This is a genomic window from Paraburkholderia sp. MM6662-R1, assembly GCF_050436245.1.
Classification (GTDB): Bacteria; Pseudomonadota; Gammaproteobacteria; order Burkholderiales; family Burkholderiaceae; genus Paraburkholderia; species Paraburkholderia tuberum.
Window position 1 is genome coordinate 1,019,038 of sequence record NZ_JBNDLV010000003.1, and the last position, 22,549, is coordinate 1,041,586.

Sequence of the window (22,549 nt, forward strand, 5' to 3'; positions counted from 1 at the left end):
ATATGGCGCAAAGCAGAAGCAGGTAAATCAGAGCGCACGCAATGACCTTCACTGACAGAAACCCGACGGGCGTGAGTCCCTACACATTCCGTAATATCGACCCCGCGATTGCCCATCTCGAGCAGGTGCTGGGCGCGGAAGGAGCGGAGTCTCTATTCACCAGAACTTACTGGCGCGGGCGCGTGCTTCAGGCACTTGCGACGCAGGGACTTTCACCGGACCAGCAACAACGACTGCAGAGACTGCTGGAAAGCATCGATGCATTCCCGCCTGAAATATCCGTCTCCAGTCCGGAACAGGCGATGAGTTAGGCAAACCCGCGGAGGGCTCGCACATCCAGGCGGAACTCGCCTCATCGATAGCCACTTCGGAGTTTCTATTGCACCACGCCATCGAAGTCGCGAGTTGGTTGCAGATGCAACTACAAGGGAAAAAAGTCTCGGGCTATCGTTCGGGACAGGCGCCGCTGCGAACCATCCTGACTGCACTGCGCCCGCTACCCTATGGGCTGCGGTGACGCTTCCGCATAACGAAAGGACTCGACAGCGGTCAACCCCGGGGGCCGTCTGATTTATTATTGACCGGGTATGCCAGCGGGTGCTCTCGGCGGCTACCCCGCGTTCGAGTCAATAAGGAATCTATACATCTATGGACGACACCCTCACCGCGGAACCCTGCGTTTCTTCAGACGGAAAAGTGGTTGCTTTCGCTGCATCTTTTCGCAACCAGTCGGTGCACTGCTCAATCACGTGCGACGCGCTCGAACGGCATTTCTGGTTGCCGGCCGGTGCTAACGAGGCGCGCACATTGAAAGCATTTGCCGACGGACACCAGCGCATAACGGCAGCCGTTGAAAGAAGACTGCTCAAGAAGACCGGCGCCCCGATAGTATTGTCGGCAGCAGACTTTGCGGACCGATGACGCGGCTCCAGCGGCGACCGTCTGTGACGTCTCGCACCGATTAAATCCGACGCATCTTTTAGAGTCGGCGCATTGCGTGCTTCCAATGCAGGCAGCCTCAGGGAAGCAACGCCAAACGCCAACCGAAGCGTCCGGACGGTGGTCGCGCCCGGTCCCCAGGAAACAACGACGATGAAAGCGAAAAAGGTCTCGGCGGAGGCACGCGCCCTCGAGCGCGTGGTGACCGCCGCGCGAGAAGTACAAGCCGCGTCACTACGGCTGGAAGCGCACTACGCAGGAGACCCACGTAAGCAACCAACGACCTTGGCATTGGCCAGATTCGCGGCGGCCATGCAGGAACTGAAGGACGCGCGGGAAGCCTTCGATGCGCTGCTCGAGAAAACAGACCTGACCTCACCCAGACGGCAATCTCACGAGTGAGCTTTGTGAGGCGGCAGTCGCTAGACATTAGCTTTTTCCCGCACTCGCCCTGATGGAATGCCGCAGCCGCATTACCATCGACTGTTCACACCCATTAAGCTGGAGTTCCTGATGGCCCTTCCACCCTCTGTGCAAGACGGGTTTCTTCAGATGTTGTCCAGAGACAAGATGGCTCGCCTGTGCCCATTCGGACACGATGCCGCTGTCGAGAGGGCGCGGAAATTATTGTGGTCCGGCCTGGGCGTTTCCGAGCAACAGAAATCCAATTCATTGACGGTCGGGATTGCCCGCGAACGTAACATTCCGAACATAACGAAGCGCTGCGACGTTTCAGACTGACACATCGCATATACCCGAGGCACGGCATGGAGTCCAAGCCAATCCATCACAAAGAACACGTCATCGTGCCTCTCCCCTCGATGTCGGTGCCAGGGTATGCGGCAAGCGCGTTTGTCACCAGCCCGACCGGAAAGCGCAGCGCATTCGGCATACTCGCCTATTTTGCCTCGGAGAAGGCCGCGCTCAAATTCGCCATCGCGTACGCCAAGGCGGTTCTGTTGCAGTAAGGCGGTCCGCTATGATGGGCGGAACGACACGGACGACTGAAAGCTCGATGAAGACGATGAATCCGGCGATGGCCCGAGTGCTCAAACGCCTGCACTATCCGCTCGACGTGATGCTGACTTGCGTGCGCTGGTACGTGGCTTATCCGCTGAGCCTACGGCACCTTGAAGACATGACGGCTGAGCGCGGCGTTTCGGTCGATCATTCGACTGTGCACCGCTGGGCCATCAAGGTATTGCCGGTGCTGGAGAAAGCGTTTCGCCGCCGCAAGCGCCCCGTGGGTAAGAGCTGGCGGATGGACGAAACGTACATCCGCGTCAAGGGGGACTGGCGGTATCTTTACCGGGCCGTCGACAAGGACGGCAACACCATTGACTTTCTGCTACGCACGCATCGGGACAAGACTGCGGCCCGGCGTTACTTTGAGAAATCGATCGCCCAGAACGATATACCCGAGACGGTAACCATCGACAAAAGCGGCGCCAATCTCGCCGCGCTCGAAGCGATCAATGCTGGTCGTGAAGCGCCCATCAGGATCCGCCAGTCCAAATATCTCAATAACCTGGTCGAGCAGGATCATCGGGCGATCAAGCGACGAACGCGGCCCATGCTGGGGTTCAAGACCTTTCGCTGTGCCCGGATCCTTCTGGCCGGCATTGAGATTATGCACATGATCGCCAAAGGACAGATGAAATGTGCTCGCGGAGCCCATCCGTCCGCCGCTGACCAATTCTACGAGATCGCAACATAAGCAGTACTTCGCATATCGATTCCGCTCGCTCTTTAAACCTTACCGCGACAAAGCCCTTTATCCCCGGTCCCCGGTGGCATCGGTGCTCTCCGTTCCCGGTCCCGGGACGACGCCGTCAACTAAAGTTGTAATGCCATGTGTGATTCCAACCAAAGTTGCAACGCAATGGCCGGCCCGGGCGCCCAAAGCGGTCATGGCACGGAAGCCGAGTGACCTGCTCAGGCGCATACGCAGGAAAAAGCGCACACGTGGTAGCAAGACACGCGGGGCGTTACAACTTTAGTTGAAATTTAGCTACAAGATTAGTTGCGTGAACGATGGGGACGAGTGAAAAAAAGCATCGCGAAACCAGGCTATTTGGATAATTTACTTCTCACAACAGCCGTATCTCGTTGCAAAACTTAGCCGATGCAATTCTTGCCGGTTAGCGTGGCCGCGGCCTCGTCGGCAGTGTTGAGTCATTCCTGCGCGGGGCTGCGGCATTTGACTGCCATGTAATTGGTAATCCATATTACTTGCACGTTGCGATTACGCGAGTGTTGGCTTTAGCTCGATGACAGGCCGTACGTCCCTGCCACTTTCGCGGCATTCCTCGAATTTTCGACAAGCGAAGCAGTCACCGGCTTCTGCGTCAGCGGCCCGGTTGCGCGCGGCCGAGACGGCGCTGTCAGGTTGAGAAGGCGCTCGGGTAAGATGTCTGGATGAAGAAAGCAGAATCCCTGTATCACACGCATGAAAGGATTCCGCATCGCAGCGCACGCAGGCGTTGCGGTCGGACCGTTCCGTCAGCACTTCGCATTACCCAGACACCGGATGAACGCATCGTGCCATCGAAACGAACTTGAGGCGCGACTCACCGCCTGGCAGCGGCGGACAATTGTCGAAGCCGCCAACCGTGAACATTAATTAGGATGCCATACGTTATCTGCAGAACTCATGCGGCCCACGTCAAGTCGACCACGCCGGAAGGCCCATTGATTGCACTACGGCGACGCAAACACTCATGTAACAACGCCATCCCACTGCATGCATGACGGCATCGCTGGGCGCGTCACGGTCCGCTGCAGAAAATGGCCGTTAGCAAGAGGGGGACAACCTGATGAATGACAGCGCCGCTGCCGGTCTTGCGCGCGTGCGCTTCTACTGACTCGGTGGGGCCGATTACTACCACCCCATAGGCTGAGTCCGGGACGGGCCGGCCATCTCCGCGTTTGAACAGTGCATCGTCGTGTTCATACCCTAGGACGGCGTAGACGGGAAAGCCAAATGCCGTCAACTTGCTGCCGTGCGCCGGTCGAAATGCGTTGACCGAGTTTGCTTCGACGCGCATCGGATTCGGATCGATATACTGGCTCTTTAGCAGCGGGGCGATGAACGCGTGGGCGTTCGATCTACAGTCGAGTTGCGGATCGAGCGCGTAGGCGTAGGACGAGCCCGAAGCGAGCCCCGCGGCGATAGCAGTAAGCACCGTTACCCATGCGTAGATTGCGGAAACCTTCATCAGTCGCTCCACTCAATCGAGCTTGCTCACGATCCGGAATTAGCATGTCCTGCACCCGCTCCGGTTTCATGGCCAGCGCTCATATGCGCATTCCAGGTCAGCGTGAGGGCCTCCCTGGTGGCGCTCCGGCATCATGTTTTCAGGATGACGAAGATTCCGCGCACAGGCCTCCCCGACACCGAGACCAATCGGATTCCTCACCATTCATCAATGCGGACTCCAACGCATGAACAAAACGCTGAAACGCATCCAGGGTTCCATGGACGCTTCGGTAGTCGGTGCAACCGATCCTGCCATCAAGTACGACTAGCATTCCGGCATTCCCCGCCAGTTCCAGGATGTTCATTCCGTTCTCCTCAGATCGCTCGACTATCGACCCGTCGCTCACGCCGCAAGCCGGTAAGCACGCATCGCGGACCTCCCAGCATCCAGCAAGACCGGGTTCCTCAAACAGAAATCGGTCCGACCTGATGCCGGCATTGCCTTGCCAGCAGGATCCGGCCCACGATCTCTACTAGTCTCGATGAACTCCTGGGAACATAGGAAAGTGCCCAGCCGGGAACGGGACGATAGACATGCAGTTCCACGCGTGATAAGCGCAGTGCGCTTCGAATACCTGCTCATTGGACAGGTCCCAGGTTCGTCGTACTGCCAGGACCCTCACAACGGCCACCGCCCCCCACTACTCCAACACCTCCCGCACGCCGTTTCATCGCAGTCCCCTCCGAGGCAGGATCTCCTTGGCGCTCGCCATCCGCAAATATGGCGAGCACCAGGCAGCATTTAAGACCGGGCGATTCCAGACGTCCGTAACGCGAAACCGCGGCTTGTACTAAAAATGCGAGCCCGCCGCGTTATCACACGGCCGACCAGGCCGGCCAGACTTCCCGTGCTGACGTGCCAGGTCTGTCTATCCAGTTCATGGGTAGGCATGCATCACTGGCCGCCTGGACGCGGGCGGGAACACGCGCCACGATCCGTCATCGTGCCGGAAGAAGAAAATGGCCAGCGAGCCGGTCGTTCGCAACGACTCCACGCGCACGCAGCGTCTGTGGCTCGAGTTTGCACGACCGTATCGGGTCAGGCGGACCGGCATGGCCGGCGTGGGCGCCAGCCATTTGTCGATCAACCATCGCAAGGACTTCTGATCGGTGTTCATCTGCTGCTCCTTCAACCCCATGGCCGTTGATCGGGCGCGCCCCTTGCCGTGCGCCGTCAGGCCGCCACGTCCTCGAGGAAACCGGTGTGCAAGTCGGCCGCTGATTCGTTGCTGACGTGCGATTCGTGCTGATAGATCAGGTCACGAAGTTGCGGATAGATCGCGGTGCGCCAGGCATGGCCCGAGAAAATCCCGTAGTGGCCGCAGCCGCGGGCCGTCACCCGGTGTTTGAGCAACGCGTCGAGTCCCGTGCACAGATCGTGAGCCGCGTGGGTCTGGCCCCGCCCGCAGATGTCGTCCCGCTCACCTTCGACGGTGATCAGTGCAGTGGCCTTGATGGCGCCCGGGCGGACGTGTTCGCCGCGCACCTGCCAGGTGCCGCGCGCCAGGCAGAACTCCTGAAAGACCACCCGAACCGTTTCCAGATAGTATTCGGCCGCCATGTCGAGCACGGCGTTGTACTCGTCGTAGAAGCGGCGATGCGCGTCGGCGGCTTCGCTGTTGCCGGCTGCCACGTCGCAGTAGTAGCGCACGTGCGAATCCAGGTGGCGCTCGGGATTCATCGCCACGAAGGCCGCGTGCTGCAGGAAGCCGGGATACACCTGGCGGCCGGCACCGGGATAGTTACCCGGCACGGTCTCGATCAGTTCGTGTGCGAACCAGTCGAGCGGTTTGCTGACGGCGAATTCGTTGACGGTCGTCGGGCCGCGACGCGCGTCGATCGGGCCGCCGATCAGCGTCATGCTTCTGGGCGTCGTCTCGCCATGGGCCGCCATCAGCGAAATAGCGGCGAGCACCGGCACGGTCGACTGGCAGACCGATACAACATGAACGTCCGGTCCCACGAAACGCAGAAATTCGCGCAGATACGCGACGTAGTCGTCCAGGTGAAAGGCGCCCTCGGCGAGCGGAACCGTGCGGGCATCGCGCCAGTCGGTGATGTAGACGTCGAAATCCTGCAGCATCGCCGCCACGGTGTCACGCAGCAGCGTCGCGTGATGGCCCGACAGGGGCGCGACGACCAGCGCGACGGGATGCCTGTGGGGCGTGGCGCGCTCGAAATGCAGCAGCCGGCAGAACGGCTGGTCCAGCACGACAGTTTCAGTCACCGCGACCTGCTGACCCTCGACGACGGCGTCGGTCAGGCCGAATTCCGGTTTCGGGTAGCGCTTGCAGAGCCGCGCCAACAGCTCGCAGCCGGCCACGAGCTGACTGGTGGGCAGCGCGGAAGCGGCGTTGCCGGAACCTGCAAGGAAGCTGCCGGTGGCCTGCAGCCAGGGAAGGAACGGCGCCCAGATCGCAGTTTGCAACTCGCGCAGGGGGTAGGACATCAACACGTCAGCTTCTCCTTGACTACGGCAGCCGCCTCGACGCATTCAGCAACCTGAGCTGCTGAAATAGGTCTTATGACCAAATACTAGTGGTCGTTAGACCAATAATCAAGACCAGTAACGAGGGGAGAAATACCAATAAGTACGAGGATTTAGCAACTGCTCGGTGGGTCAAGCCCAAGCAATTGGTCGTTAAGCCGGTGTTGGGCAGTATGTTAACTGTGCTTAATTGGTTTCTTGACCTACCATACATAGGTCGAATGACAGGAAGGGACGGCTGCTTCCGCTTTGCGGCGGCCCGGCGACACTGACTGACGAATCCCCTCTTGAGCCAGGCGCGAGCCGAGTCAGGCGCACCATTTCGGCGGCCGGAAGGAACTGTCCTGCGGAGATAACCCGTCACTGAGGAGTTGGGCGCAGATGAAAGAAATGACGATCACATCGGCGGAAATGCTAGGCTCGAGCGCGCCAGGCGAGCCCCGGCGGCGAGGCAACAGAACAACGCGCGTGCCGGAGATCCTCGAGGTCGCGATCAGCGTTTTCGCTACCGAAGGTAACGCAGGGTTCACACAACGCCGTGTGGCGAGCGATGCGGGTATTCGCCTGAGCACCTTGCAGCACTATTTCGGTACCCGGGAAGACCTGTTGCGAGCCACGTTGAGAGCGATGGCCAACCGCTACCTTGAGCTTTATCGAACGCTCGCCAGGGATAAGCTTCGATCGCCGGAAGCCCGCCTCGATGCGATCGTCGACGAGGCGTTTGCTGCACTGACGCGGCCTGGCACCAGCACGAGCGCCTTCGCCCTCGAATCGTGGAGTTTGGCCGAGCATGAGGAGTTTGCGCGCGATTTGACGGCGGAAATCACGGGAGAATTCCAGGAAATCTTTGCGAGTCTTGTTGCGAAAATAAACCCGGCGCTGACGTCTGGGGAATGCGCGCTCCGAGGTGCTTTGCTCGTCTCGCACTTGCAGGGCCTGGTCGTTTTTATCCGTCGAGCTGGAGATAACGCGCCTGATCTGGGCGCATTTCAGACCGCCGCAAAAGTCGTTTGGAAAGCGCTGAGTAAAGCGCCTCAATAAGCGCGTTCAAATTCGACCACCTGATACGAGCGGGTCGCCGCGGGCGTCCCTGCCTCGTCGTCTCAACGCGGCAAACCCTTGTGGGCGGCGACAATGACTACGTCCGGTCGTGTTGCCTCATGAAGGAATGTTACCCGGACGGATTGTTGTCGTTTCGCTTTCTTTCTTCTCTTCTTTCGTGGTTTGCCGGGCGCGGAGCGCCCGGCCCCCGGCGACTTTCGACGTCTCCGCAACTACACTTCGGCTGGCGCATCAGCGGACTTTCGCAGGCCGCCCAGAATCAGTTCTTTTACGCGCTCTGCTCGCCATGCCTTGCCCCGGCGCTGCAGCGTTCGTAGTTGTGCCTGACTTGCGTACGCCTGCGGAAACATCTCGGCCAACCGATCCATCAATACGTTGGCCGGCATAGAGGGCGGATTCAACCGTCCTTCGATTAGCGGCCACGTCGGCGAACGGATCCACCCGACTTCTCCACCAGTGCTTTGCCTTAGGTTGCTTTCGGTGCGTTGGACGTGCCTCACCTTCCTTCCATGCCGAAGAGAGGCTGGCGAGGAAGACGGCAACGTCTGATTCGCCAGCCGGCGCTGCTTCAGCACGCACGCCGTGGGCTGCGAAGTCGCTCAATGTGGTACAGCGAATTGACATTTTTATTGTCTCAACGTTGACGGCTTTAACGCGTTCTACGCATGACGATTTGCTCAGTCGGCGCGCCGACATCGAGCACGCCTTGCCGCAGCGCATAGATCGGGCTGGTGCCGATGTCGCCGAGCACCACGCCGAGTGCGCCGAGGATTAAGAGGGGCGTTCCGGCGCGGTGTTCGTTGCGCTCAGGCCCAGGCGCTCCGATGACCTACGTGTTCGCGCATGAATGGGGGCTTGGGTGAGCCTCAGATACGAAGGCGTGCTGCAAAAATTGTTCCGCGCGATGCGCGGCCCGACGCCATCGGAGATCGTTCGTTGGATCATGGCTTTTCACCTTCTGTCGGCAAGGGCAAGGGCAGTGGCGGAGGAGAAATTCGTACCGCGCGCGAAGACGGACGACCTGTGCCGGCGGTCGGCCCCAGCAAGGAACAGCGCTTGCTGCACTCCATGTTGCCGCCGCGCAATCCGTTTCAAACGGCAAGTTCCGCAAACCCGGAGCAGGTCTTTTTTCTGGTCTCGTGAGGAGCATGAACATGGAATACATGTCGGTGGAAGAACGCATCAGGACCAGGGCTTACCGTTTGTGGGAAAAGGCGACCGAGCCCAAGGGGACACCTGAGGAATACTGGGAACAGGCGCGTGCCGAGATCGACGATGAAGACGCGCATGCCGACGCTTCGGGTGTGCCCACGGAGCCACCCGGAACGCTGTGACGGATCTCCCGCGATCCGCCGCCCGCGCGGTCCACTGCCTGGGGGCGCGCCGTCGGGCCTGCCCGGCATTCGAAAGGGTTTTGTCGCAGTGAGGAATGCGGGGTGAACGAGCTCGATATGCACAGTACTGCTTATATTGCGAGGTCGTAAAATTGATCGGCGGTGGACAGATGGGTTCCGCGAGCACACTTCATCTGTCCATTGGCGATCATGCAAGCTTCCGCTGTCGCATAAGACACCTCCCTTGCTTGTGCCAACCATGCCGTCGTTGGCTTCGAAATCAGCCCGCCCCGTTCAGATCCAGCGACAACTGCTTTTTCGCATTTGCGCCTGGCGCTTCACCAGATGCATTCCGTTGTAGCGATGCGGCTTTTAGCACATCAAGATGAAAACCGCCCCCGCGCCGACGCTGACAATGCCATCGAACTCCTGCGCGGGATAATCGCCGCCTGCGGGGACATCGCTGCGCCCCCACCGCTTCCTGAAGCGCCTCGCTCAAGCGACGTCCGCCAGCATCGACTGGCGACAGTCCGACGCAGAACACCGGCACGCATACTGCGCCCCACGGAGGTATCGAAACCTGCCGCCTTGAAGGCTTCAAGCCCCTTTCTGTAACCCGCACCCATGATCGAATGTGCAGTGGCGAACTGCTCCATCAACTTACGGCTCCTGCCGTCGCCCAGTTTCGCCAGCAGCATGGCGGTCTGCTCGTGGACGGAACGCTCCTGCTGCTCGAAAGCCGCCCATCCGCTCGTGAGCTTCGCGGGGTTCTTCCCGCGCAGCAAAATGTCCTTCCACTCCTGAACCTGCATCTTGAATGTCACCAGTATGCTGGTGACTACCCGTTCGTTGGCGACGTTATCGCGGACAACGGTGTGGTATGCCGTAATCGACTGATCCTGCGAATGAAGTCCGTACATCGCACCGGCGATCATCGGAAATAGCGAGGCTGCGAACGCCACGGGAAGCTTGATCGTCAGTTTCGTTGATATGGTCGGGTCAGCTACAGAACGGTAGGTGAGCGCGTCATCTTCATGTCCTCAGCGCGGGCTTGACCCACGCGGCTTGACGGTGCAACGACGCACATGCCCGGTTTACGGCCAACCGGTATACGAAATGAATCCATCCCTAATTGTTGAACGCACCTCAGCAGTCCTGGCCGCAAATTACCGGAACGATCACGGGTTTTACGCTTCCGTTATGGGTTTCTGAAAGCGCTGTTGCGAAAGTTGGTAAAAAGCGAGGGACGCATCGAACATAATTTTCGAGGAAGGTCGGTTACCTGAGCGAAGCCGACGTTCGAATGTCCACTTGACAGGGGCGCGCAAACGGCCGTGGATGGCCGGCTAGCGCCAGCTACAGCCATGAATCACGGTCCGAAGGCGCCAACGTTCGAGAGGCATAGCGCCGTCCTTCTTCGCTGCTCTGTCGCCCCATGCTGGGACAGGCTCACGGCAATAGGTATAACGGGGTGCCATGGCGGAATAGTCCTCCGACGCAGTCCAGTCCCCTCGACACTCCGTGCGGCCTGCTTCAGAAGCGTTAAATATTTGATGCTATAATTGATGCGATTCAGCATCAACCGGGAGTCATCAAAATGCGAACCACTGTTACGATCGACGACAACCTTTACGAGCGCGCTCTTGAGCTCGCCGACCCTGACATGGATAAGGCCGACCTGTTTCGGGTGGCGATGCAGACGTTTGTTCGCGTTCAGGCTGGTAAGCGTCTGGCGTCCCTGGGTGGCACCGAGCCCGGTATGCCCGACATCCCGCGGCGCCGCTCGGAGCCTGCGGCTCAATGAGCGTCCTCATCGATACATCTGTGTGGGTTGATCATTTCCGTCGCGCGAATATGAGACTTACCCAGCTGATCACCAGCGATCAGGCGCTCACACATCCAGTCGTGCTTGTTGAACTCGCCTGCGGCACTCCGCCTGCACCCCGCGCACGTACGCTCCACGACATCGGGCTGCTGCAACATGCGACGCACGCGACATGGACCGAGGTGATGGAGTTGATCGAGGCAAGACAAATTTATGGTCGAGGCTGCGGCAGCAGCGACCTTACGCTGCTTGCGTCAACTTTGATGACTCCCGGTGCGTCACTTTGGACCTTGGACAAACGACTCGCCCAGCTCGCCGGTGAACTCGGCATCGCGCACATGCATGACATGCACTAGGCACGTCATCCACCAGGCACGTCATTCGGCACTTTCCAGGATCAGCGCTATCGTTGTGCAACAACCTGCGGTCTTACAGCTCACCCACCTAAGCAGATCCTCACGACGCTTCTCCGGTCTGCAAGTGGATTTTATATACCGCACGCTACTTAGTTTTACTAATGAAAATTCGCCAATTACATTATGTCAAGTCAGTGCTCAAGCGGAGGGCAGGCGGTCTCATTTTTGCGGTCGTGGCCGCCACGTTCATGCGTCGGTACGAGCGAGCCGAATCGCTTCACCGGCTCGCGCAAGGAATTCTGCGAGCTGAACAGCGGCGCGTGGATATGGACGGTCGACCGTTTCCTGGCGCAGCAGTTCGCCGCGCCGGATGGAAAAAGCGTCGCCGCTACAAACCGTGCAACGCCCGATGACGAATTAGACGGCGGTCAACTGGGTGATCGGAACGAATTGACCACCGTCAGCCGGTCGAAGATGACCTGGCCGTGTTGCATATCTTCGCTGTAGAGTACTTCGCAATCTTCAAGCAAAGCGAAGGCGATGATGCACGAATCGTAGAACCTGAATCCGTAGTGTTCGGCGATACGGCGTGCTTCCTTGTGGACTTCAAGCGTCAGTGGCACGATCTCGCAGAACTCCTCCACATCGCCCAGGAGAACGTTGATTTCCGGCCACGAGAGCCCCATTTTCCGGCTCATGACGAGCGTAATCTCGTTCATTACCTGCGTGCTGATGACGGGCATCGGAGTTCCCTGCACCACCAGCGCCTCGGCCCGGTCAGCCTTCGCGGCGTCGCTGGAGAACAGATAGGCAATCACATTGCTATCGACGGCAAATCGCGCCGGTGCCTCAACCGTCATTCAGCGTTTCCCCTTTCGCTGAGCGATTCCCGATCGAACTTGAAGTCGGCAGGCAGTCGTCCGCGGTACTTGCGCAGGCGCTCGATCCGCTCAGCGACGGTCGGCCTTTTGCTGACCGAGAACGCGCCGGATTGTTCGGCATAGATCTCAATGTCGTCGCCCTCCTTCAAACCCAGTGCATCGACGACGCTCGCGGGCAGCCGGACGGCAAGGCTGTTGCCCCATTTAGCGACTTGCATCATTATCTCCGGTAGATATACATAAACCGTATTGTATATCCAACCCAATACTTTTCAAGTGCGAAGACGGTTCTGATGATTGCCTCGCGGGCGACTATCCGTGCACGTCGCTCCCAAGCGCAGGCTTATGCTTTGGCGAGCCCAACGGCATACCGCCCCCAGCTCGTCGATCGACATGCGGCGCGGCGTGAGACCCTGCTTGAACGCGGTCGCTTCGAGGGTTTCGATCGTCTGCAGGTTTTCCTGCAGACCGTACGGCAGCGGATCGTGACCGACGATCTTGCGCAGTTCGAGATACTTCTTGTCGCTTGCGCTCGTCGCCTCACCCGCATCGAGACGCTCGAGCCATTCTTTTTTCGCCTGCGCGAAGGCATCGAACAGCGATTTCGCAATCCACGGATGCGCAGCGAGCACCGAGTCCTTGACGACGATCGTGCCGTGCATCGGATACACGCCGGTGCGCGCGTAGTACTCGGTTTCGAGTTCGGTCGCGTTCGGCAGCAGATCCGGGTAATCGGCCTCGACTTCCTGCCAGCCACCCGTCGGCGCGCCGGTGCGGCCGATACCGGCGGCTGCGGCAAATCCGGCCGACAGTTCGCCCGACGCCATCATCTGCGCGAGCGAGCTGCCTTGCGGCGCATGCACGACGTTCGACGGCAGCTTCAATTGCGTCACGTGCTCTTCGTCGTCGACGACCCACGTCACCTTCGACGAGTCGAGACCGAACTCATCGATGAGCACCTGACGTGTCCACACGCCGGTCGTGACCGAATAGGCGCGCACGCCGACCTTTTTGCCTTCCAGGTCCTTCGGCGTGTTGATGCCCGCGTCGGGACGCACCAGCAGACCGCCGTGATGAAAACGCCGCACGACGAAGATCGGCAAGCCGACGAACGGCGCGCCATAAGCACGCGCGATGATGTAGGTGGTCGGTGCGAGTTCGCAAACGTCGAATTCGACGTCGCGCACCATGCGGCGGAACGCGCCGATTTGCGGCTTCGCGGTGACGAAGTCGGCGTCGACGCCTTCGATAGGGATGGACCCGTTACGAATGGCCGACGTGTGCGGATGCTCAGCGATCGCGATCTTGAGCGGGACTTTCTTGGTCAACATCCTCTCCTGTGGATTATTCGTCGCGGGCTGCGGGATACGGGTCGCAGCCTAGGACGTGTCGTCTCGATGGCGTAAGAATAGGGGAGGACGGGACAGGCGTCCCTACACAAAAAGTAGATTCAATGGCACTTTTTGGTGGCGGTGGAAAGCCGCGGGAAAGCTGGAATGGCGCGGATATTGGAAGGAACGGAACGAACTGATCGGCTGGGGGACATCGCGCTAGCTATCGCGCACGCCGAGCCTCGATAAAAGCCTCGACATAACGCAACGCCTGCTCGCACTGCTCGGGCGTGAACGCGTGAATGCTCGCTGGAACAGAATCGAAGCCAAGCTCGGTTGCAACCCACCGGGTCGCCTTCGCGCGGGCTTCGAACGCGTTGACGCCATCGCGGCGCAGCTTCCCGGCAACGAGCGGTTCAAGCGCATCGTGCAGCTTGCTCTTCGCCTCGCGCAACGTTGCATCGGCAAGGCGGCCGAGCCGCAGGTTGTGCTTGCTGCGCGAATAAACGCCGATCCACGCCTGACACGAAGTGCAGATCCACCGCAGCCCTTGATCGCTGCGATACGGGTACGACTCGTCGCCGTAACGCGCGAGCAATGCGCGGTTGCCGCAGTAGTCGCATGACGGCTGCGGCAGGGCCTTGACGGGCTTGCCTACGCGCATCGGAAGGGCTCCCGGGCAAATTTGCAGGACTTCATCGCATCGATCCGGCTGGCGGACAAGGGGTAGAGCCATACAGTTTAATGGAAGGCCCGCACCAACCGTATGCAAGGCTCGCGATTAGGTAGCCTATCTCTGCGCGATTTCCATCACTATCCGGCGCCGCGCGGCCAGGCCTTCAGCCGACCGTTGCCGGACCAGTTCCACCACCGCTTGCGGCGCCAGCGCCGGATCGCTCGCGTCGAACGGCGGCGCCGGCGCATATTCGAGTTCGAGCTGAATCGCCTGCGCCTCTTCGACGCCCGTCAGTTCGGCAGCCACGGTCAAGCCGAAGTCGATGCCCGCCGTCACGCCACCGCCCGTAATCAGATTGCCGTCGCGAACCAGAGGGTCGGCCGGGATTCGTAAAATTTTCGCCAAAAGTGATCTAACGCGTTGATCAGGAAAACGAATTCAGCGAATTGATCGGGCAATCGTTGGCCGGTGATTGTTGCCCCCGCAGACTGAAAATCTTCCCGCGAGCCGACAGCCTTGATCGGAATGTAGAATCACACCGTCATGGCGTCGCTGCTGCAACGCCATGTCAAACGCCCGCAACATCAGTTCGGTGTACAGATGGCTGGACATCGCCCAGCCGACGACGCGACGGCTGAATACATCCAGCACAACCGCCAGATAGAGGAATCCTTCACCCGTGGGTACATAGGTCGCGTCTGCGACCCACAGCACGTTTGTCGCCTCGGCACTGAAGTGCCGGCGCACCAGATCAGGCGCACGCCGGGCGCCTGCGCGTGGCCGTGTGGTGCGCGGCCAGCGCCGCCGGCTTGCCCCGCACAGACCCGCCATACGCATGAGGCGCGCCACCCGCTTGCGCCCCACGTGTATGCCTTCGCGCGCGAGTTGCGCATGAATACGCGGTGCCCCATACGTGCCGCGCGAGCTTGCATGGAGCGTGCGGATATGCGCGAGCAGTTGCGCATCGCTACGCGTGCGCATCGCGGGCTCCCGCACCAGCCATGTGTAATAGCCGCTCGTCGAGACGCCGAGCAGCCGTGCCATCATCGCGATGGGCCAGCGGGCCCGGTTCGCTTTCATGAATCCGTACCCCCCTTCGGTGGAATGGATCCCGTCTCCCTCGCGAACCAGGCTGCCGCGTGAGAGAGTATGTCGCGCTCCATCTTCAGTTGCCGGACTTCGCGACGCAACCGTGTGAGCTCCTGGCGTTCGGCTGTGGTCAGACCGTCATGCCGCACACCTGTGTCGCGATCAGCCTGCGCCACCCAGTTGTAGATGGTCTGTGCAGTCGGCTCGAACTCCTTTTCCAGTTCCTCCGGCCTGTGTCCGGCCTTCACCAGCCCGACCATTTGCGCCCGAAATTCCGCCGGGTACGGGGTACGATGCTTGGCCATAATCGGCACCTCCTTCTCCAAAGGATAGATGTCCGTTTTTGCGGGTCAACTTCACCCGTACGCTTTTCTCATGGTGACTTTGGCCTTGTTGTTCAGCCCTTCAACGATGCCACTGGAGAAACTCCTTTCGTGCCCGGAAATAGTTGCGCAGGAGTTCCCGGTGATTGCGAACTGTGCGAGCGAATTTCTTGAGCGGGTCGCTCAAAAGCGTGCGGGCCTATCTCTTCAAGAAATACTTCCAGCAGTTCTGGGACTACGAGTCACCTGCCTGGGCGGGCAAATTCTCGATCAGTGGTGCGATGAGGTCATGCGTTCGCGCATCGACGCGAGCCCGTCGATACAGTCTCTCCCGTGGTGTTCTCCATCGCATCGCTCCGTCGTTACGATGGCTACGCGTTCGCACCGCGCGTACGTGCGCTCAAGACGGGATGCGCTGACGGATACGAAGCAATCGCGCTGGTGAGCGATGCGAAGAACTTCGACAACGCACGTCAATTGGCGGCATGGATAGGCCTTGTGCCGCGGCAGAACTCCAGTGGCGGCAAGAACGTGTTGCTGGGCATCAGCAAGCGAGGCGACACGTACCTGCGTACGCTGCTGATCCACGGCGCGCGCTCAGTGATTTGCGCCTTCCGGCGCAAGAAGGATAAGGTCGACGGCTGGCTGGGAGCCCTCCTGGCGCGGCGAAATCCCAATGTGGCTGCCGTTGCGCTGGCCAACAAGAATGCGCGCATCGTCTGGGCAATGCTTGCCCGCGACCGCGAGTTCCGACCCGACTACACGACCGTCAAGGCGGCCGCGTAGCCGAACCGGCCGCCCGAATCCGAAAACAGCAATCAAGCAAGGGAGATTCAAACCACCGATTGCTCAGGCGATCAAGCAGTGATGGCAAGACAGGTCAGACCGTGGTCGATCAAACCCGACGCAACCAACGCACGATTCCAGTGCGCCCAACTGATTGGGACTCGACCAGCGGATTCCATCAGGGACAGGCAGGCATGCGCCTGACATCAAAGTCCGGATGCATGGCTGCAATCATTTCCTTCAAGCCGTCATGAAAAGAAAGCTTGGCAAACCGGGGGCGTCCATGCATGGTTGCGGAGCACGGCACTGTAACGCTCGACAGCGTCAACACCGCCCTGGGCTCCGGTAACGTCAGGGTCAAACAGTTCATCGTCCAGCAGTCGGAAGATGACCCTGCGCTCGACGAAGTACAGATCGGATTGTCGCGTGCGACGAGCAGCGAATTCACGGCCATCTGTTCACGGCTGGAAGCCATGCCAGGCGCCCAAGAGTGCCGACATCACAATTGAGGGTGGGCCATGAATCGTACCTATGAATATCACGGGTTCACCCTTACCGTGGCAGTCGAATCCGACTTTCGCTGGCAGCAAAAAGCCGGTCCCGCCAAACAACGGGGCTTCGTGGCTATAGTCACGATTTTTCAGTCAGGCACGGCCGTCGCCGTATTTTCTCCGTTGCGTTTCGGTGAGGCCAGCGGTCGGCCGTTCGCCACGGAGGCCGACGCCGTGATGGGCGGTTACAGCGCTGCGCGAAAAATCGTCGATGATCTTTTTGGCCAGCAGCCTCGCTAACCCATCGCTAACCCCTGCTCTACCCTTTGCCATAGCGTGAACGTTCGCTATACGCAGAGCTTGCGGCCGTCTGCCACAAGTCCTCGAAAGTCTGTTGATGACCGGGTCTTGCCTGTCTCGACTAGTTGAAATCGCCGCCGGGTCGCCGAAGGTCTATAACAGTATCTGAAGTCCGAGATGAAGTCTGTCCAGTTGACGAGGCGCGGGTGCCATGCGTACTTCTGCCCAGCAAGGAGGTTTAGCGATTACGACCGGATGCATCTATGCTTTGCCTTTCCAATCCCGATTAGCCTGAGTATCGGAGGTAATCATGAAGTGCGGATACCGTGGGTGGATCATTGACTCGACCCCGGATTTTTCCCTTGGGAAATTTTTCGCACATGCGCGGCTGGTCCGCATATCGCCCGACGAAGATGTTGACAGTGAAATGCACATCGAGCGTCATCTCGCCTGGTTCGACACTGAAGACGAGGCGATCGAGGTTGGCCAGCAGTGGGCGTTTGCATGGATCTGCGAGCGTGACGCCAGCGTAGGTGGTCGGCAGGGCGTTCGTCGATCAGAACATGGAACCAATCGAGGCGTACGAGGAATTGCATGCCGCGATGGAAGCCGAAAGCATGAAAGGCGATCCGCACTAGCGGGAGCGCTCCGCGCAGGTAGTGAGCGTGCAACCCGGTCTATCCAAGGCGTAGAACGAAGGACAACACATGGCACTCAGTTTTTCCAATCCCAGCCGCAGCTATGATGGGATCAGGCATGGCGTGTGGTTCTGGGGATACGACAAAGCACGCGAGATTACCTTCTTTGTGGAAGACCGCGTACTGAAGCATTTCGACTCCGCCCTCGGGACTGACGAAGCCGAGGTGCTGGCCTCCTTCGACCGGAATCGCAATGAGATCCTGAAGGTCGCCATGACCCTCTATGCCGAGGGGCCGCAGACACTCTACACGCTGCACTGAAGAAGCCTGGGCAGGCCGCGAGCGACACACCCGCCGCATCGGGCGCGCAGGCATCCGCAGAGGATTGCGCTCAAGGCGAGGATGCAGGAGAAAGCGCACGCTCGCGTCGACTTGCTTCGAGAAACTTATGCGATGAAGCCTCGAAAGATCCATTGATCCCTTGGCCGCGTCTAGAACAGCAATCGACCCGATATAGATAGTGGGTCGGGTGCCGCCGATCGCCGTCCCTACCACTCCGCCGTAAAATAGCTTCGCCTGTGACAGCGAAGAGTACGAGGCGCTATGAAAACCCGTACGCGGGGCGTCACCGCAGTGTTCGCGGTGCTCGCCGCCATCGCGGTGCTCTTTATCCCGTTGCCGCAGCGGATCGGGTTCGACACGCGCATCGTTACGGTTGCGTCGATACAGCGCCCTCCCACGGTCGTGTTCGACTATGTCACGACGCCGGCTCACTGGCCAGTCTGGCATCCGTCATCGCTCGCGGTCAGCGGTTCGGTGGACCATTCGCTCGATGTGGGCGAGCAGGTGACGGAGGAATTCAGGGTGGCGGGCAGGCGCGGCCGCGTTGTGTGGACAGTCGCGGCACGTGTGCGTCCGAGCAAGTGGGTGATAGCAGGAACGATTGACGGCAGACCGGCCGGCACCGTCACTTATTCGCTGACATCGACCGTGAGCGGAACCCGTTTCGAACGTGAATTCACCTATCGCGCGCCGTCGTTGTGGTTCGCGATATTGAACTGGTCCGTGCTGCGCGCGCGGATTCAATCTGAATCGGATACGGCAGTCTTGCGACTTAAGAGCCTTGTGGAAGCGTCACCGCAGCATTAGCAACGTCGCTCGGCTGGCGTTACTACGTGGCGTTTTCACGACCAGACTGAATCCTTGGGTACAAGTCTGCCAGCGGCCATTCGTGAGGGCCATCGAAGCGCAAGAGGGGCGCCCCATATGCGAAACCGGTTCCGAGTCAGCGCGCGGCCATGAAGAGATAGTCGTCCCTCGCTACCGAATGACCGCCCGCCTTGGCCGCCGTTTACAGCGTCGGAAAATCGAAAGTACGACTGCCAGGTTCCGTGCGCGTCAGGGGCATCAGAGACCACTTCGACGCCGGGCACCGGGAATGACGTCTATCGCCTCAGCTACCGGCTACCGTCAAACCACTTTCGCCGAACGTTCCACCGCGCCACCGCGACGATACAGCACAAGCGTCGCGACCAACCCGCACATCGCCGCGAAGCTCATCCAGTATCCCGGTGCAGCCTTGTCATGCGTGACCTCAATCAGAAATGTCGACACCGCAGGTGTAAATCCGCCGAAGAGCGCCGTCGCGAGACTGTATGCCAGCGAAAACCCTGCCACGCGGACATTTACCGGCATCACTTCGGTCAGCGCGACGACCATTGCCCCGTTGTAGATGCCGAAGAAGAACGAGAGCCACTGCAGGACGATCAGCATCCGGAGAAAGCTCGGCGCCGCGGCCAGCCACGAAAGCGCCGGATAGGAGGTGAAAACGGCAAGCACCGTGATCGCTATCAGAAGCGGCCGGCGTCCGATACGATCAGACAGCGCACCGCCAATCGGCAGCCAGATGAAATTGGAAACGCCAACGCACAGCGTAACGACGAGACTGTCGGCGGTGCTGAGTTTCAGGACGGCCCGGCCGAACGTCGGCGTGTAGACGGTAATCAGATAGAACGTGGTGGTCGTCATCGCAACCAGCAGCATGCCGGCGAACACGATTTGCCAGTTCTCCATCATCGTCGCGAGGACTTCCTTTGTCTTCGGATGGTGCTGCCTCGCTTTGAACTCCTCGGTTTCCTGTAGCGAACGGCGCAACACGAACAGGAACGGTACGATCGCGCAGCCGATAAAGAACGGGATGCGCCAGCCCCACTCACCGATATTCGCCGCGGACATCCAGCTGTGGAGTCCATAGCCGAGCCCCGCTGCAACTACAATTGCGACCTGCTGGCTTGCCGACTGCCAGCTCGTATAAAAGCCCTTGTGGCCTGGCGTCGCCATTTCCGCCAGGTAGACCGACACGCCGCCCAGTTCGGCGCCAGCCGAGAAGCCCTGTAGCAGCCGGCCGATCAGCACCAGTGCCGGCGCCAGCATGCCGATCGTCGCGTAGCCGGGGACCGCGGCGATAAGTATCGTGCCACTCGCCATGAGCGACAGCGTCACGATCAGGCCCTTGCGACGGCCGACTTCGTCGATGTAGGCGCCAAGCACGATGGCGCCTAACGGCCGCATCAGAAAGCCCGCGCCGAACACGGCGAACGTCAACATCAGCGAGGCGAACTCGCTGCTCGACGGAAAAAACACCTTCGAAATGTAGGTGGCGTAAAAGCCAAACAGAAAGAAGTCGAACTGTTCGAGGAAGTTACCGCTGGTGACGCGCAAAACGGCGCCGACCTTGGAGCGGGGCGGTCTGGGTGCGTCTGCCACCATGCTGGTTGAAGGGTCCATGATTACTGTCTCCTTGCGTTTGTCTGTCTGGCTTGTGAGCCGGCAGGTCCGGAGCATTTACCTTGCCGACCTGACGGCACCGCACTTTGAAAACGAACCGCTAACAGCGTCAATCCGATCCCACCTGTGCACCGCTCTTCTGTCGCTTTTCGATTGCCGATTTCAGTAACGCCGCGCCGCGGTAGATGCCATTGCGTCTGGGGAGCGCACCATGAACGGTGACCATGCATATTCAGCATACTTCTCGACACGAACTTTCGCTATTGCCGCCGCAATCTTCCGCGCAAACTCGTGCGGAGGCGCGTACAGGCAACGCGCAAGAGGGGGCGTTTGACGACGGTACGGTAGGGGTAGACACGCTATCCGCGCTGCGCACGCCGTGCTACGCTCTGAATGCTACGCGCACGATGCTATTGAGTGCGGACTTCAGCCAGGCTGCGGACAACCCGTTCAGCGGTCACGGCATGCATGAGGCGTGTCTTTGACAATCCAGAAAGTCGATAGCGAGCTGTATAAGCAGACTTATCGGTCGATCGCCAACCGCGTCTGCGACGAGTACCTCCGTCCCGTTCGCCCGATGGCGACCCGGATCGGCGGGGCGATTACCGTCACGACCGTGCTGATTCTCCTGTCGCGCTATGTCTAACCAGCGCTTCTCCACTGCGAGGTGATCATGCAAGTCACAGGCATGCTGCACGGAGCCAAAATGCTCCAGTTTGTCGACTTCCCGACCACTGAGGTGCTCGGGCCCGACGCGAGCGAAGAAGAGATCCGCGCACTGATCGACAAGTACGGCCTGGTGTTCATCAAGCCGGTCTTCAAGGGGGGTGTCGGCAAGAAGGGCAAGTCCGGGCTGATCGGCAAGGCTGCTGACCTGAAGACCGCATTGAAGGAAAAGGAACGGCTGTACTTTGTCGAGCACCGCATCGGCAACACGGTGGCCAAGGCCAACGGTGTCACCTTCGAGGCCGGTGTGCCCGCCGAGCACGAGGTCTACTTCTCGATCACAGACTCGACGCATTTCCGTGCGCCGACGATGACGCTGACTCACCACGGCGGCATCGACATCGAGGAACTCGACAGGAGCCAGGTGGCGCAGGTGCCCTTCGATCCGCTCACCGGACTGAAGGCCTTCGTCGTGGCCAATGCGCTGTCCGCGCTGGGGGCGCCGCGGCAGATCATCTCGCCGCTGGTGCAGCATCTGCCCAAGCTGTGGGAGCTGTACCACGACTACGGCATGACCACGCTGGAATTGAATCCGATCCGCATGCGCGAGGACAGGAAGGGGCGCATGACGCCGGTGGCCTGCGACTTCAAATGTGGCTTCGATCGCGACGACCCGCGCTGGCGCCGGCTGAACCTGCCGGCGAGCCTGTTTGCGGTCGACTACTCGGACTTCGAGCAGGAGATCAACCAGCTGCGAACCTACCAGGGCCAGAGCGACGTCTACGTGATCAACGCGGAGGGCACCATCCTCGCGCCGACCTTCGGTGGCGGGGCGAACTCGCTCGTCACCCAGATGCTGGGCGACGACGCCATCATCTCCTCGGACTTCGGCGGCAACCCGCCCTACGAGAAGATGAAGGAGGTGGCGCGCATCTGTTTCAAGCACTGGATCAAACAGAGCAATGTGCTGTTTATCATTGGTGGCAAGTCGAACAACACGGACATCTTCGAGACCTTCCGCGCCATGGCCGACGCGCTGCGCGAGCACTTCAGCCAGCATGGCGCGACCCCGCTCTACGTGGTGGTCGGCCGCGGCGGGCCGAACCTGGTGCGCGGCATGGGCGCAATGCGCGACACGCTCGATGCGCTAGGCCTGCCCTACCGTTTCTTCGGCTTCGACTCCGACATGAGCGAGGTCGTTCTGTATGCGAAGAAGGTCGATGCATGGATGAAAGCCGGCGGTCGCGAGCAGATCGCCGCGCGGCTCGGCATCGCGCCGAATCAGGCCGCCTGAAGGTCGCCCCGCGCATAAGGAGCG

The 22,549-nt window shown here is 60.0% G+C and carries 29 protein-coding genes and 3 pseudogenes; 17 read left to right on the forward strand and 15 right to left on the reverse strand.

Annotated features, from left to right (window positions below; genetic code table 11):
• Positions 1-41 precede the first annotated feature (41 nt).
• The 5 genes from OKW39_RS27565 to OKW39_RS27585 all read left to right on the forward strand — a co-directional run bounded on the left by OKW39_RS27565 (position 42) and on the right by OKW39_RS27585 (position 2,656).
• Positions 42-311, forward strand: coding sequence for a hypothetical protein (locus OKW39_RS27565; protein ID WP_429359859.1), 270 nt, complete (start codon positions 42-44; stop codon positions 309-311).
• A gap of 337 nt (positions 312-648) precedes the next feature.
• A complete protein-coding gene (locus OKW39_RS27570; RefSeq protein ID WP_429332154.1) occupies positions 649-921 on the forward strand; it encodes a DUF1488 family protein in 273 nt (90 codons plus the stop codon).
• Positions 922-1,092: 171 nt separating this feature from the next.
• Positions 1,093-1,341 (forward strand): hypothetical protein, encoded by a 249-nt coding sequence (locus OKW39_RS27575; RefSeq protein WP_429332153.1) that lies wholly within the window; start codon positions 1,093-1,095, stop codon positions 1,339-1,341.
• 365 nt (positions 1,342-1,706) lie between these two features.
• Positions 1,707-1,907 (forward strand): hypothetical protein, encoded by a 201-nt coding sequence (locus OKW39_RS27580; protein WP_090812531.1) that lies wholly within the window; start codon positions 1,707-1,709, stop codon positions 1,905-1,907.
• Between the two features lie 47 nt (positions 1,908-1,954).
• Positions 1,955-2,656: an IS6 family transposase gene (locus OKW39_RS27585; protein ID WP_429564093.1), complete on the forward strand. Its 702-nt coding sequence runs from the start codon at positions 1,955-1,957 to the stop codon at positions 2,654-2,656.
• Positions 2,657-3,707: 1,051 nt separating this feature from the next.
• Here the strand turns inward: OKW39_RS27585 and OKW39_RS27590 are convergent.
• The 4 genes from OKW39_RS27590 to OKW39_RS27605 form a co-directional block, all read right to left on the reverse strand.
• Positions 3,708-4,157 carry a hypothetical protein gene (locus OKW39_RS27590; RefSeq protein ID WP_429332151.1) on the reverse strand — a complete coding sequence of 150 codons (450 nt, stop codon included), beginning with the start codon at positions 4,155-4,157 and terminating at the stop codon, positions 3,708-3,710.
• 139 nt (positions 4,158-4,296) lie between these two features.
• Positions 4,297-4,503, reverse strand: a complete 207-nt coding sequence (locus tag OKW39_RS27595; RefSeq protein WP_429564094.1) for a hypothetical protein — start codon at positions 4,501-4,503, stop codon at positions 4,297-4,299.
• 573 nt (positions 4,504-5,076) lie between these two features.
• On the reverse strand, positions 5,077-5,316 hold the full coding sequence (locus OKW39_RS27600) for a hypothetical protein (protein WP_090812650.1): 240 nt from the start codon (positions 5,314-5,316) through the stop codon (positions 5,077-5,079).
• Between the two features lie 56 nt (positions 5,317-5,372).
• Positions 5,373-6,647 (reverse strand): polyhydroxyalkanoate depolymerase, encoded by a 1,275-nt coding sequence (locus OKW39_RS27605; protein ID WP_429564276.1) that lies wholly within the window; start codon positions 6,645-6,647, stop codon positions 5,373-5,375.
• 420 nt (positions 6,648-7,067) lie between these two features.
• Between OKW39_RS27605 and OKW39_RS27610 the strand changes: the two genes are divergently transcribed.
• Positions 7,068-7,727: a TetR/AcrR family transcriptional regulator gene (locus OKW39_RS27610; RefSeq protein WP_429359864.1), complete on the forward strand. Its 660-nt coding sequence runs from the start codon at positions 7,068-7,070 to the stop codon at positions 7,725-7,727.
• Positions 7,728-8,397: 670 nt separating this feature from the next.
• On the opposite strand, the gene OKW39_RS27615 is transcribed toward OKW39_RS27610, so the two are convergent.
• Positions 8,398-8,574 (reverse strand): KUP/HAK/KT family potassium transporter, encoded by a 177-nt coding sequence (locus tag OKW39_RS27615; RefSeq protein WP_425199409.1) that lies wholly within the window; start codon positions 8,572-8,574, stop codon positions 8,398-8,400.
• Positions 8,575-8,603: 29 nt separating this feature from the next.
• Between OKW39_RS27615 and OKW39_RS27620 the strand changes: the two genes are divergently transcribed.
• The gene (locus OKW39_RS27620; protein WP_429564095.1) at positions 8,604-8,891 is read left to right on the forward strand and encodes a hypothetical protein; all 288 of its coding nucleotides are present in this window, start codon (positions 8,604-8,606) and stop codon (positions 8,889-8,891) included.
• A gap of 11 nt (positions 8,892-8,902) precedes the next feature.
• Positions 8,903-9,082, forward strand: a complete 180-nt coding sequence (locus OKW39_RS27625) for a DUF2934 domain-containing protein (RefSeq protein WP_429332147.1) — start codon at positions 8,903-8,905, stop codon at positions 9,080-9,082.
• A gap of 131 nt (positions 9,083-9,213) precedes the next feature.
• Here the strand turns inward: OKW39_RS27625 and OKW39_RS27630 are convergent.
• Both OKW39_RS27630 and OKW39_RS27635 read right to left on the reverse strand, forming a co-directional pair.
• Positions 9,214-9,294, reverse strand: a pseudogene (locus OKW39_RS27630) (IS6 family transposase); the annotation flags it as partial.
• A 168-nt stretch (positions 9,295-9,462) separates the two neighbouring features.
• Positions 9,463-10,044, reverse strand: a complete 582-nt coding sequence (locus tag OKW39_RS27635) for a hypothetical protein (protein WP_429332146.1) — start codon at positions 10,042-10,044, stop codon at positions 9,463-9,465.
• Between the two features lie 635 nt (positions 10,045-10,679).
• Here OKW39_RS27635 and OKW39_RS27640 point away from each other — a divergent pair.
• Together OKW39_RS27640 and OKW39_RS27645 are read left to right on the forward strand one after the other, a co-directional pair.
• The gene (locus OKW39_RS27640; protein ID WP_018420240.1) at positions 10,680-10,886 is read left to right on the forward strand and encodes a type II toxin-antitoxin system VapB family antitoxin; all 207 of its coding nucleotides are present in this window, start codon (positions 10,680-10,682) and stop codon (positions 10,884-10,886) included.
• A complete protein-coding gene (locus OKW39_RS27645) occupies positions 10,883-11,263 on the forward strand; it encodes a type II toxin-antitoxin system VapC family toxin (RefSeq protein ID WP_429332145.1) in 381 nt (126 codons plus the stop codon). The genes OKW39_RS27640 and OKW39_RS27645 overlap by 4 nt, the downstream gene beginning before the upstream one ends.
• Before the next feature lie 428 nt (positions 11,264-11,691).
• Here the strand turns inward: OKW39_RS27645 and OKW39_RS27650 are convergent, their stop codons facing one another.
• From OKW39_RS27650 to OKW39_RS27680, 7 genes and pseudogenes are all read right to left on the reverse strand, one after another.
• On the reverse strand, positions 11,692-12,123 hold the full coding sequence (locus tag OKW39_RS27650; protein ID WP_429564096.1) for a PIN domain-containing protein: 432 nt from the start codon (positions 12,121-12,123) through the stop codon (positions 11,692-11,694).
• Entirely contained in the window at positions 12,120-12,362 is a 243-nt protein-coding gene (locus OKW39_RS27655) for an AbrB/MazE/SpoVT family DNA-binding domain-containing protein (RefSeq protein WP_027803752.1), read from the reverse strand. Before OKW39_RS27655 ends, OKW39_RS27650 begins: the two co-directional genes overlap by 4 nt.
• A gap of 54 nt (positions 12,363-12,416) precedes the next feature.
• Complete coding sequence (locus tag OKW39_RS27660) at positions 12,417-13,475, reverse strand: ABC transporter substrate-binding protein (RefSeq protein WP_429332143.1); 1,059 nt, start codon at positions 13,473-13,475, stop codon at positions 12,417-12,419.
• Between the two features lie 223 nt (positions 13,476-13,698).
• Complete coding sequence (locus OKW39_RS27665) at positions 13,699-14,139, reverse strand: zinc-finger-containing protein (protein WP_429332142.1); 441 nt, start codon at positions 14,137-14,139, stop codon at positions 13,699-13,701.
• 126 nt (positions 14,140-14,265) lie between these two features.
• Positions 14,266-14,523: pseudogene (locus OKW39_RS27670) on the reverse strand (DJ-1/PfpI family protein); the annotation flags it as partial.
• A gap of 66 nt (positions 14,524-14,589) precedes the next feature.
• The gene (locus OKW39_RS27675) at positions 14,590-15,231 is read right to left on the reverse strand and encodes an IS3 family transposase (RefSeq protein WP_429359869.1); all 642 of its coding nucleotides are present in this window, start codon (positions 15,229-15,231) and stop codon (positions 14,590-14,592) included.
• Positions 15,228-15,545, reverse strand: coding sequence for a transposase (locus tag OKW39_RS27680; protein WP_429564097.1), 318 nt, complete (start codon positions 15,543-15,545; stop codon positions 15,228-15,230). Before OKW39_RS27680 ends, OKW39_RS27675 begins: the two co-directional genes overlap by 4 nt.
• A 450-nt stretch (positions 15,546-15,995) precedes the next feature.
• Between OKW39_RS27680 and OKW39_RS27685 the strand changes: the two are divergent.
• From OKW39_RS27685 to OKW39_RS27705, 5 genes and pseudogenes are all read left to right on the forward strand, one after another.
• Positions 15,996-16,349 (forward strand): annotated as a pseudogene (locus tag OKW39_RS27685) (transposase); the annotation flags it as partial.
• A gap of 287 nt (positions 16,350-16,636) precedes the next feature.
• Complete coding sequence (locus OKW39_RS27690; protein ID WP_429332139.1) at positions 16,637-16,858, forward strand: hypothetical protein; 222 nt, start codon at positions 16,637-16,639, stop codon at positions 16,856-16,858.
• Between the two features lie 9 nt (positions 16,859-16,867).
• Positions 16,868-17,140: a hypothetical protein gene (locus tag OKW39_RS27695; RefSeq protein ID WP_429332138.1), complete on the forward strand. Its 273-nt coding sequence runs from the start codon at positions 16,868-16,870 to the stop codon at positions 17,138-17,140.
• A 707-nt stretch (positions 17,141-17,847) separates the two neighbouring features.
• On the forward strand, positions 17,848-18,099 hold the full coding sequence (locus OKW39_RS27700; protein ID WP_018425166.1) for a DUF1488 domain-containing protein: 252 nt from the start codon (positions 17,848-17,850) through the stop codon (positions 18,097-18,099).
• 282 nt (positions 18,100-18,381) lie between these two features.
• On the forward strand, positions 18,382-18,927 hold the full coding sequence (locus OKW39_RS27705) for an SRPBCC family protein (RefSeq protein ID WP_429332137.1): 546 nt from the start codon (positions 18,382-18,384) through the stop codon (positions 18,925-18,927).
• A gap of 321 nt (positions 18,928-19,248) precedes the next feature.
• Here OKW39_RS27705 and OKW39_RS27710 read toward each other — a convergent pair whose 3' ends face one another.
• Positions 19,249-20,565 (reverse strand): MFS transporter, encoded by a 1,317-nt coding sequence (locus tag OKW39_RS27710; RefSeq protein WP_429332136.1) that lies wholly within the window; start codon positions 20,563-20,565, stop codon positions 19,249-19,251.
• Between the two features lie 481 nt (positions 20,566-21,046).
• Between OKW39_RS27710 and OKW39_RS27715 the strand changes: the two genes are divergently transcribed.
• Together OKW39_RS27715 and OKW39_RS27720 are read left to right on the forward strand one after the other, a co-directional pair.
• On the forward strand, positions 21,047-21,211 hold the full coding sequence (locus tag OKW39_RS27715; protein WP_429332135.1) for a hypothetical protein: 165 nt from the start codon (positions 21,047-21,049) through the stop codon (positions 21,209-21,211).
• Positions 21,212-21,238: 27 nt separating this feature from the next.
• Positions 21,239-22,525: an ATP citrate lyase citrate-binding domain-containing protein gene (locus OKW39_RS27720; protein ID WP_429359870.1), complete on the forward strand. Its 1,287-nt coding sequence runs from the start codon at positions 21,239-21,241 to the stop codon at positions 22,523-22,525.
• Positions 22,526-22,549: the final 24 nt, after the last annotated feature.

Coding starts and splice junctions, on each gene's coding strand:
- OKW39_RS27565 (WP_429359859.1), top strand. CDS start 42: ATGACCTTCACTGACAGAAACCCGACGGGCGTGAGTCCCTACACATTC.
- OKW39_RS27570 (WP_429332154.1), top strand. CDS start 649: ATGGACGACACCCTCACCGCGGAACCCTGCGTTTCTTCAGACGGAAAA.
- OKW39_RS27575 (WP_429332153.1), top strand. CDS start 1,093: ATGAAAGCGAAAAAGGTCTCGGCGGAGGCACGCGCCCTCGAGCGCGTG.
- OKW39_RS27580 (WP_090812531.1), top strand. CDS start 1,707: ATGGAGTCCAAGCCAATCCATCACAAAGAACACGTCATCGTGCCTCTC.
- OKW39_RS27585 (WP_429564093.1), top strand. CDS start 1,955: ATGAAGACGATGAATCCGGCGATGGCCCGAGTGCTCAAACGCCTGCAC.
- OKW39_RS27590 (WP_429332151.1), bottom strand. CDS start 4,157: ATGAAGGTTTCCGCAATCTACGCATGGGTAACGGTGCTTACTGCTATC.
- OKW39_RS27595 (WP_429564094.1), bottom strand. CDS start 4,503: ATGAACATCCTGGAACTGGCGGGGAATGCCGGAATGCTAGTCGTACTT.
- OKW39_RS27600 (WP_090812650.1), bottom strand. CDS start 5,316: ATGAACACCGATCAGAAGTCCTTGCGATGGTTGATCGACAAATGGCTG.
- OKW39_RS27605 (WP_429564276.1), bottom strand. CDS start 6,647: ATGTCCTACCCCCTGCGCGAGTTGCAAACTGCGATCTGGGCGCCGTTC.
- OKW39_RS27610 (WP_429359864.1), top strand. CDS start 7,068: ATGAAAGAAATGACGATCACATCGGCGGAAATGCTAGGCTCGAGCGCG.
- OKW39_RS27625 (WP_429332147.1), top strand. CDS start 8,903: ATGGAATACATGTCGGTGGAAGAACGCATCAGGACCAGGGCTTACCGT.
- OKW39_RS27640 (WP_018420240.1), top strand. CDS start 10,680: ATGCGAACCACTGTTACGATCGACGACAACCTTTACGAGCGCGCTCTT.
- OKW39_RS27645 (WP_429332145.1), top strand. CDS start 10,883: ATGAGCGTCCTCATCGATACATCTGTGTGGGTTGATCATTTCCGTCGC.
- OKW39_RS27650 (WP_429564096.1), bottom strand. CDS start 12,123: ATGACGGTTGAGGCACCGGCGCGATTTGCCGTCGATAGCAATGTGATT.
- OKW39_RS27655 (WP_027803752.1), bottom strand. CDS start 12,362: ATGCAAGTCGCTAAATGGGGCAACAGCCTTGCCGTCCGGCTGCCCGCG.
- OKW39_RS27660 (WP_429332143.1), bottom strand. CDS start 13,475: ATGTTGACCAAGAAAGTCCCGCTCAAGATCGCGATCGCTGAGCATCCG.
- OKW39_RS27665 (WP_429332142.1), bottom strand. CDS start 14,139: ATGCGCGTAGGCAAGCCCGTCAAGGCCCTGCCGCAGCCGTCATGCGAC.
- OKW39_RS27675 (WP_429359869.1), bottom strand. CDS start 15,231: ATGAAAGCGAACCGGGCCCGCTGGCCCATCGCGATGATGGCACGGCTG.
- OKW39_RS27680 (WP_429564097.1), bottom strand. CDS start 15,545: ATGGCCAAGCATCGTACCCCGTACCCGGCGGAATTTCGGGCGCAAATG.
- OKW39_RS27690 (WP_429332139.1), top strand. CDS start 16,637: ATGGTTGCGGAGCACGGCACTGTAACGCTCGACAGCGTCAACACCGCC.
- OKW39_RS27695 (WP_429332138.1), top strand. CDS start 16,868: ATGAATCGTACCTATGAATATCACGGGTTCACCCTTACCGTGGCAGTC.
- OKW39_RS27700 (WP_018425166.1), top strand. CDS start 17,848: ATGGCACTCAGTTTTTCCAATCCCAGCCGCAGCTATGATGGGATCAGG.
- OKW39_RS27705 (WP_429332137.1), top strand. CDS start 18,382: ATGAAAACCCGTACGCGGGGCGTCACCGCAGTGTTCGCGGTGCTCGCC.
- OKW39_RS27710 (WP_429332136.1), bottom strand. CDS start 20,565: ATGGACCCTTCAACCAGCATGGTGGCAGACGCACCCAGACCGCCCCGC.
- OKW39_RS27720 (WP_429359870.1), top strand. CDS start 21,239: ATGCAAGTCACAGGCATGCTGCACGGAGCCAAAATGCTCCAGTTTGTC.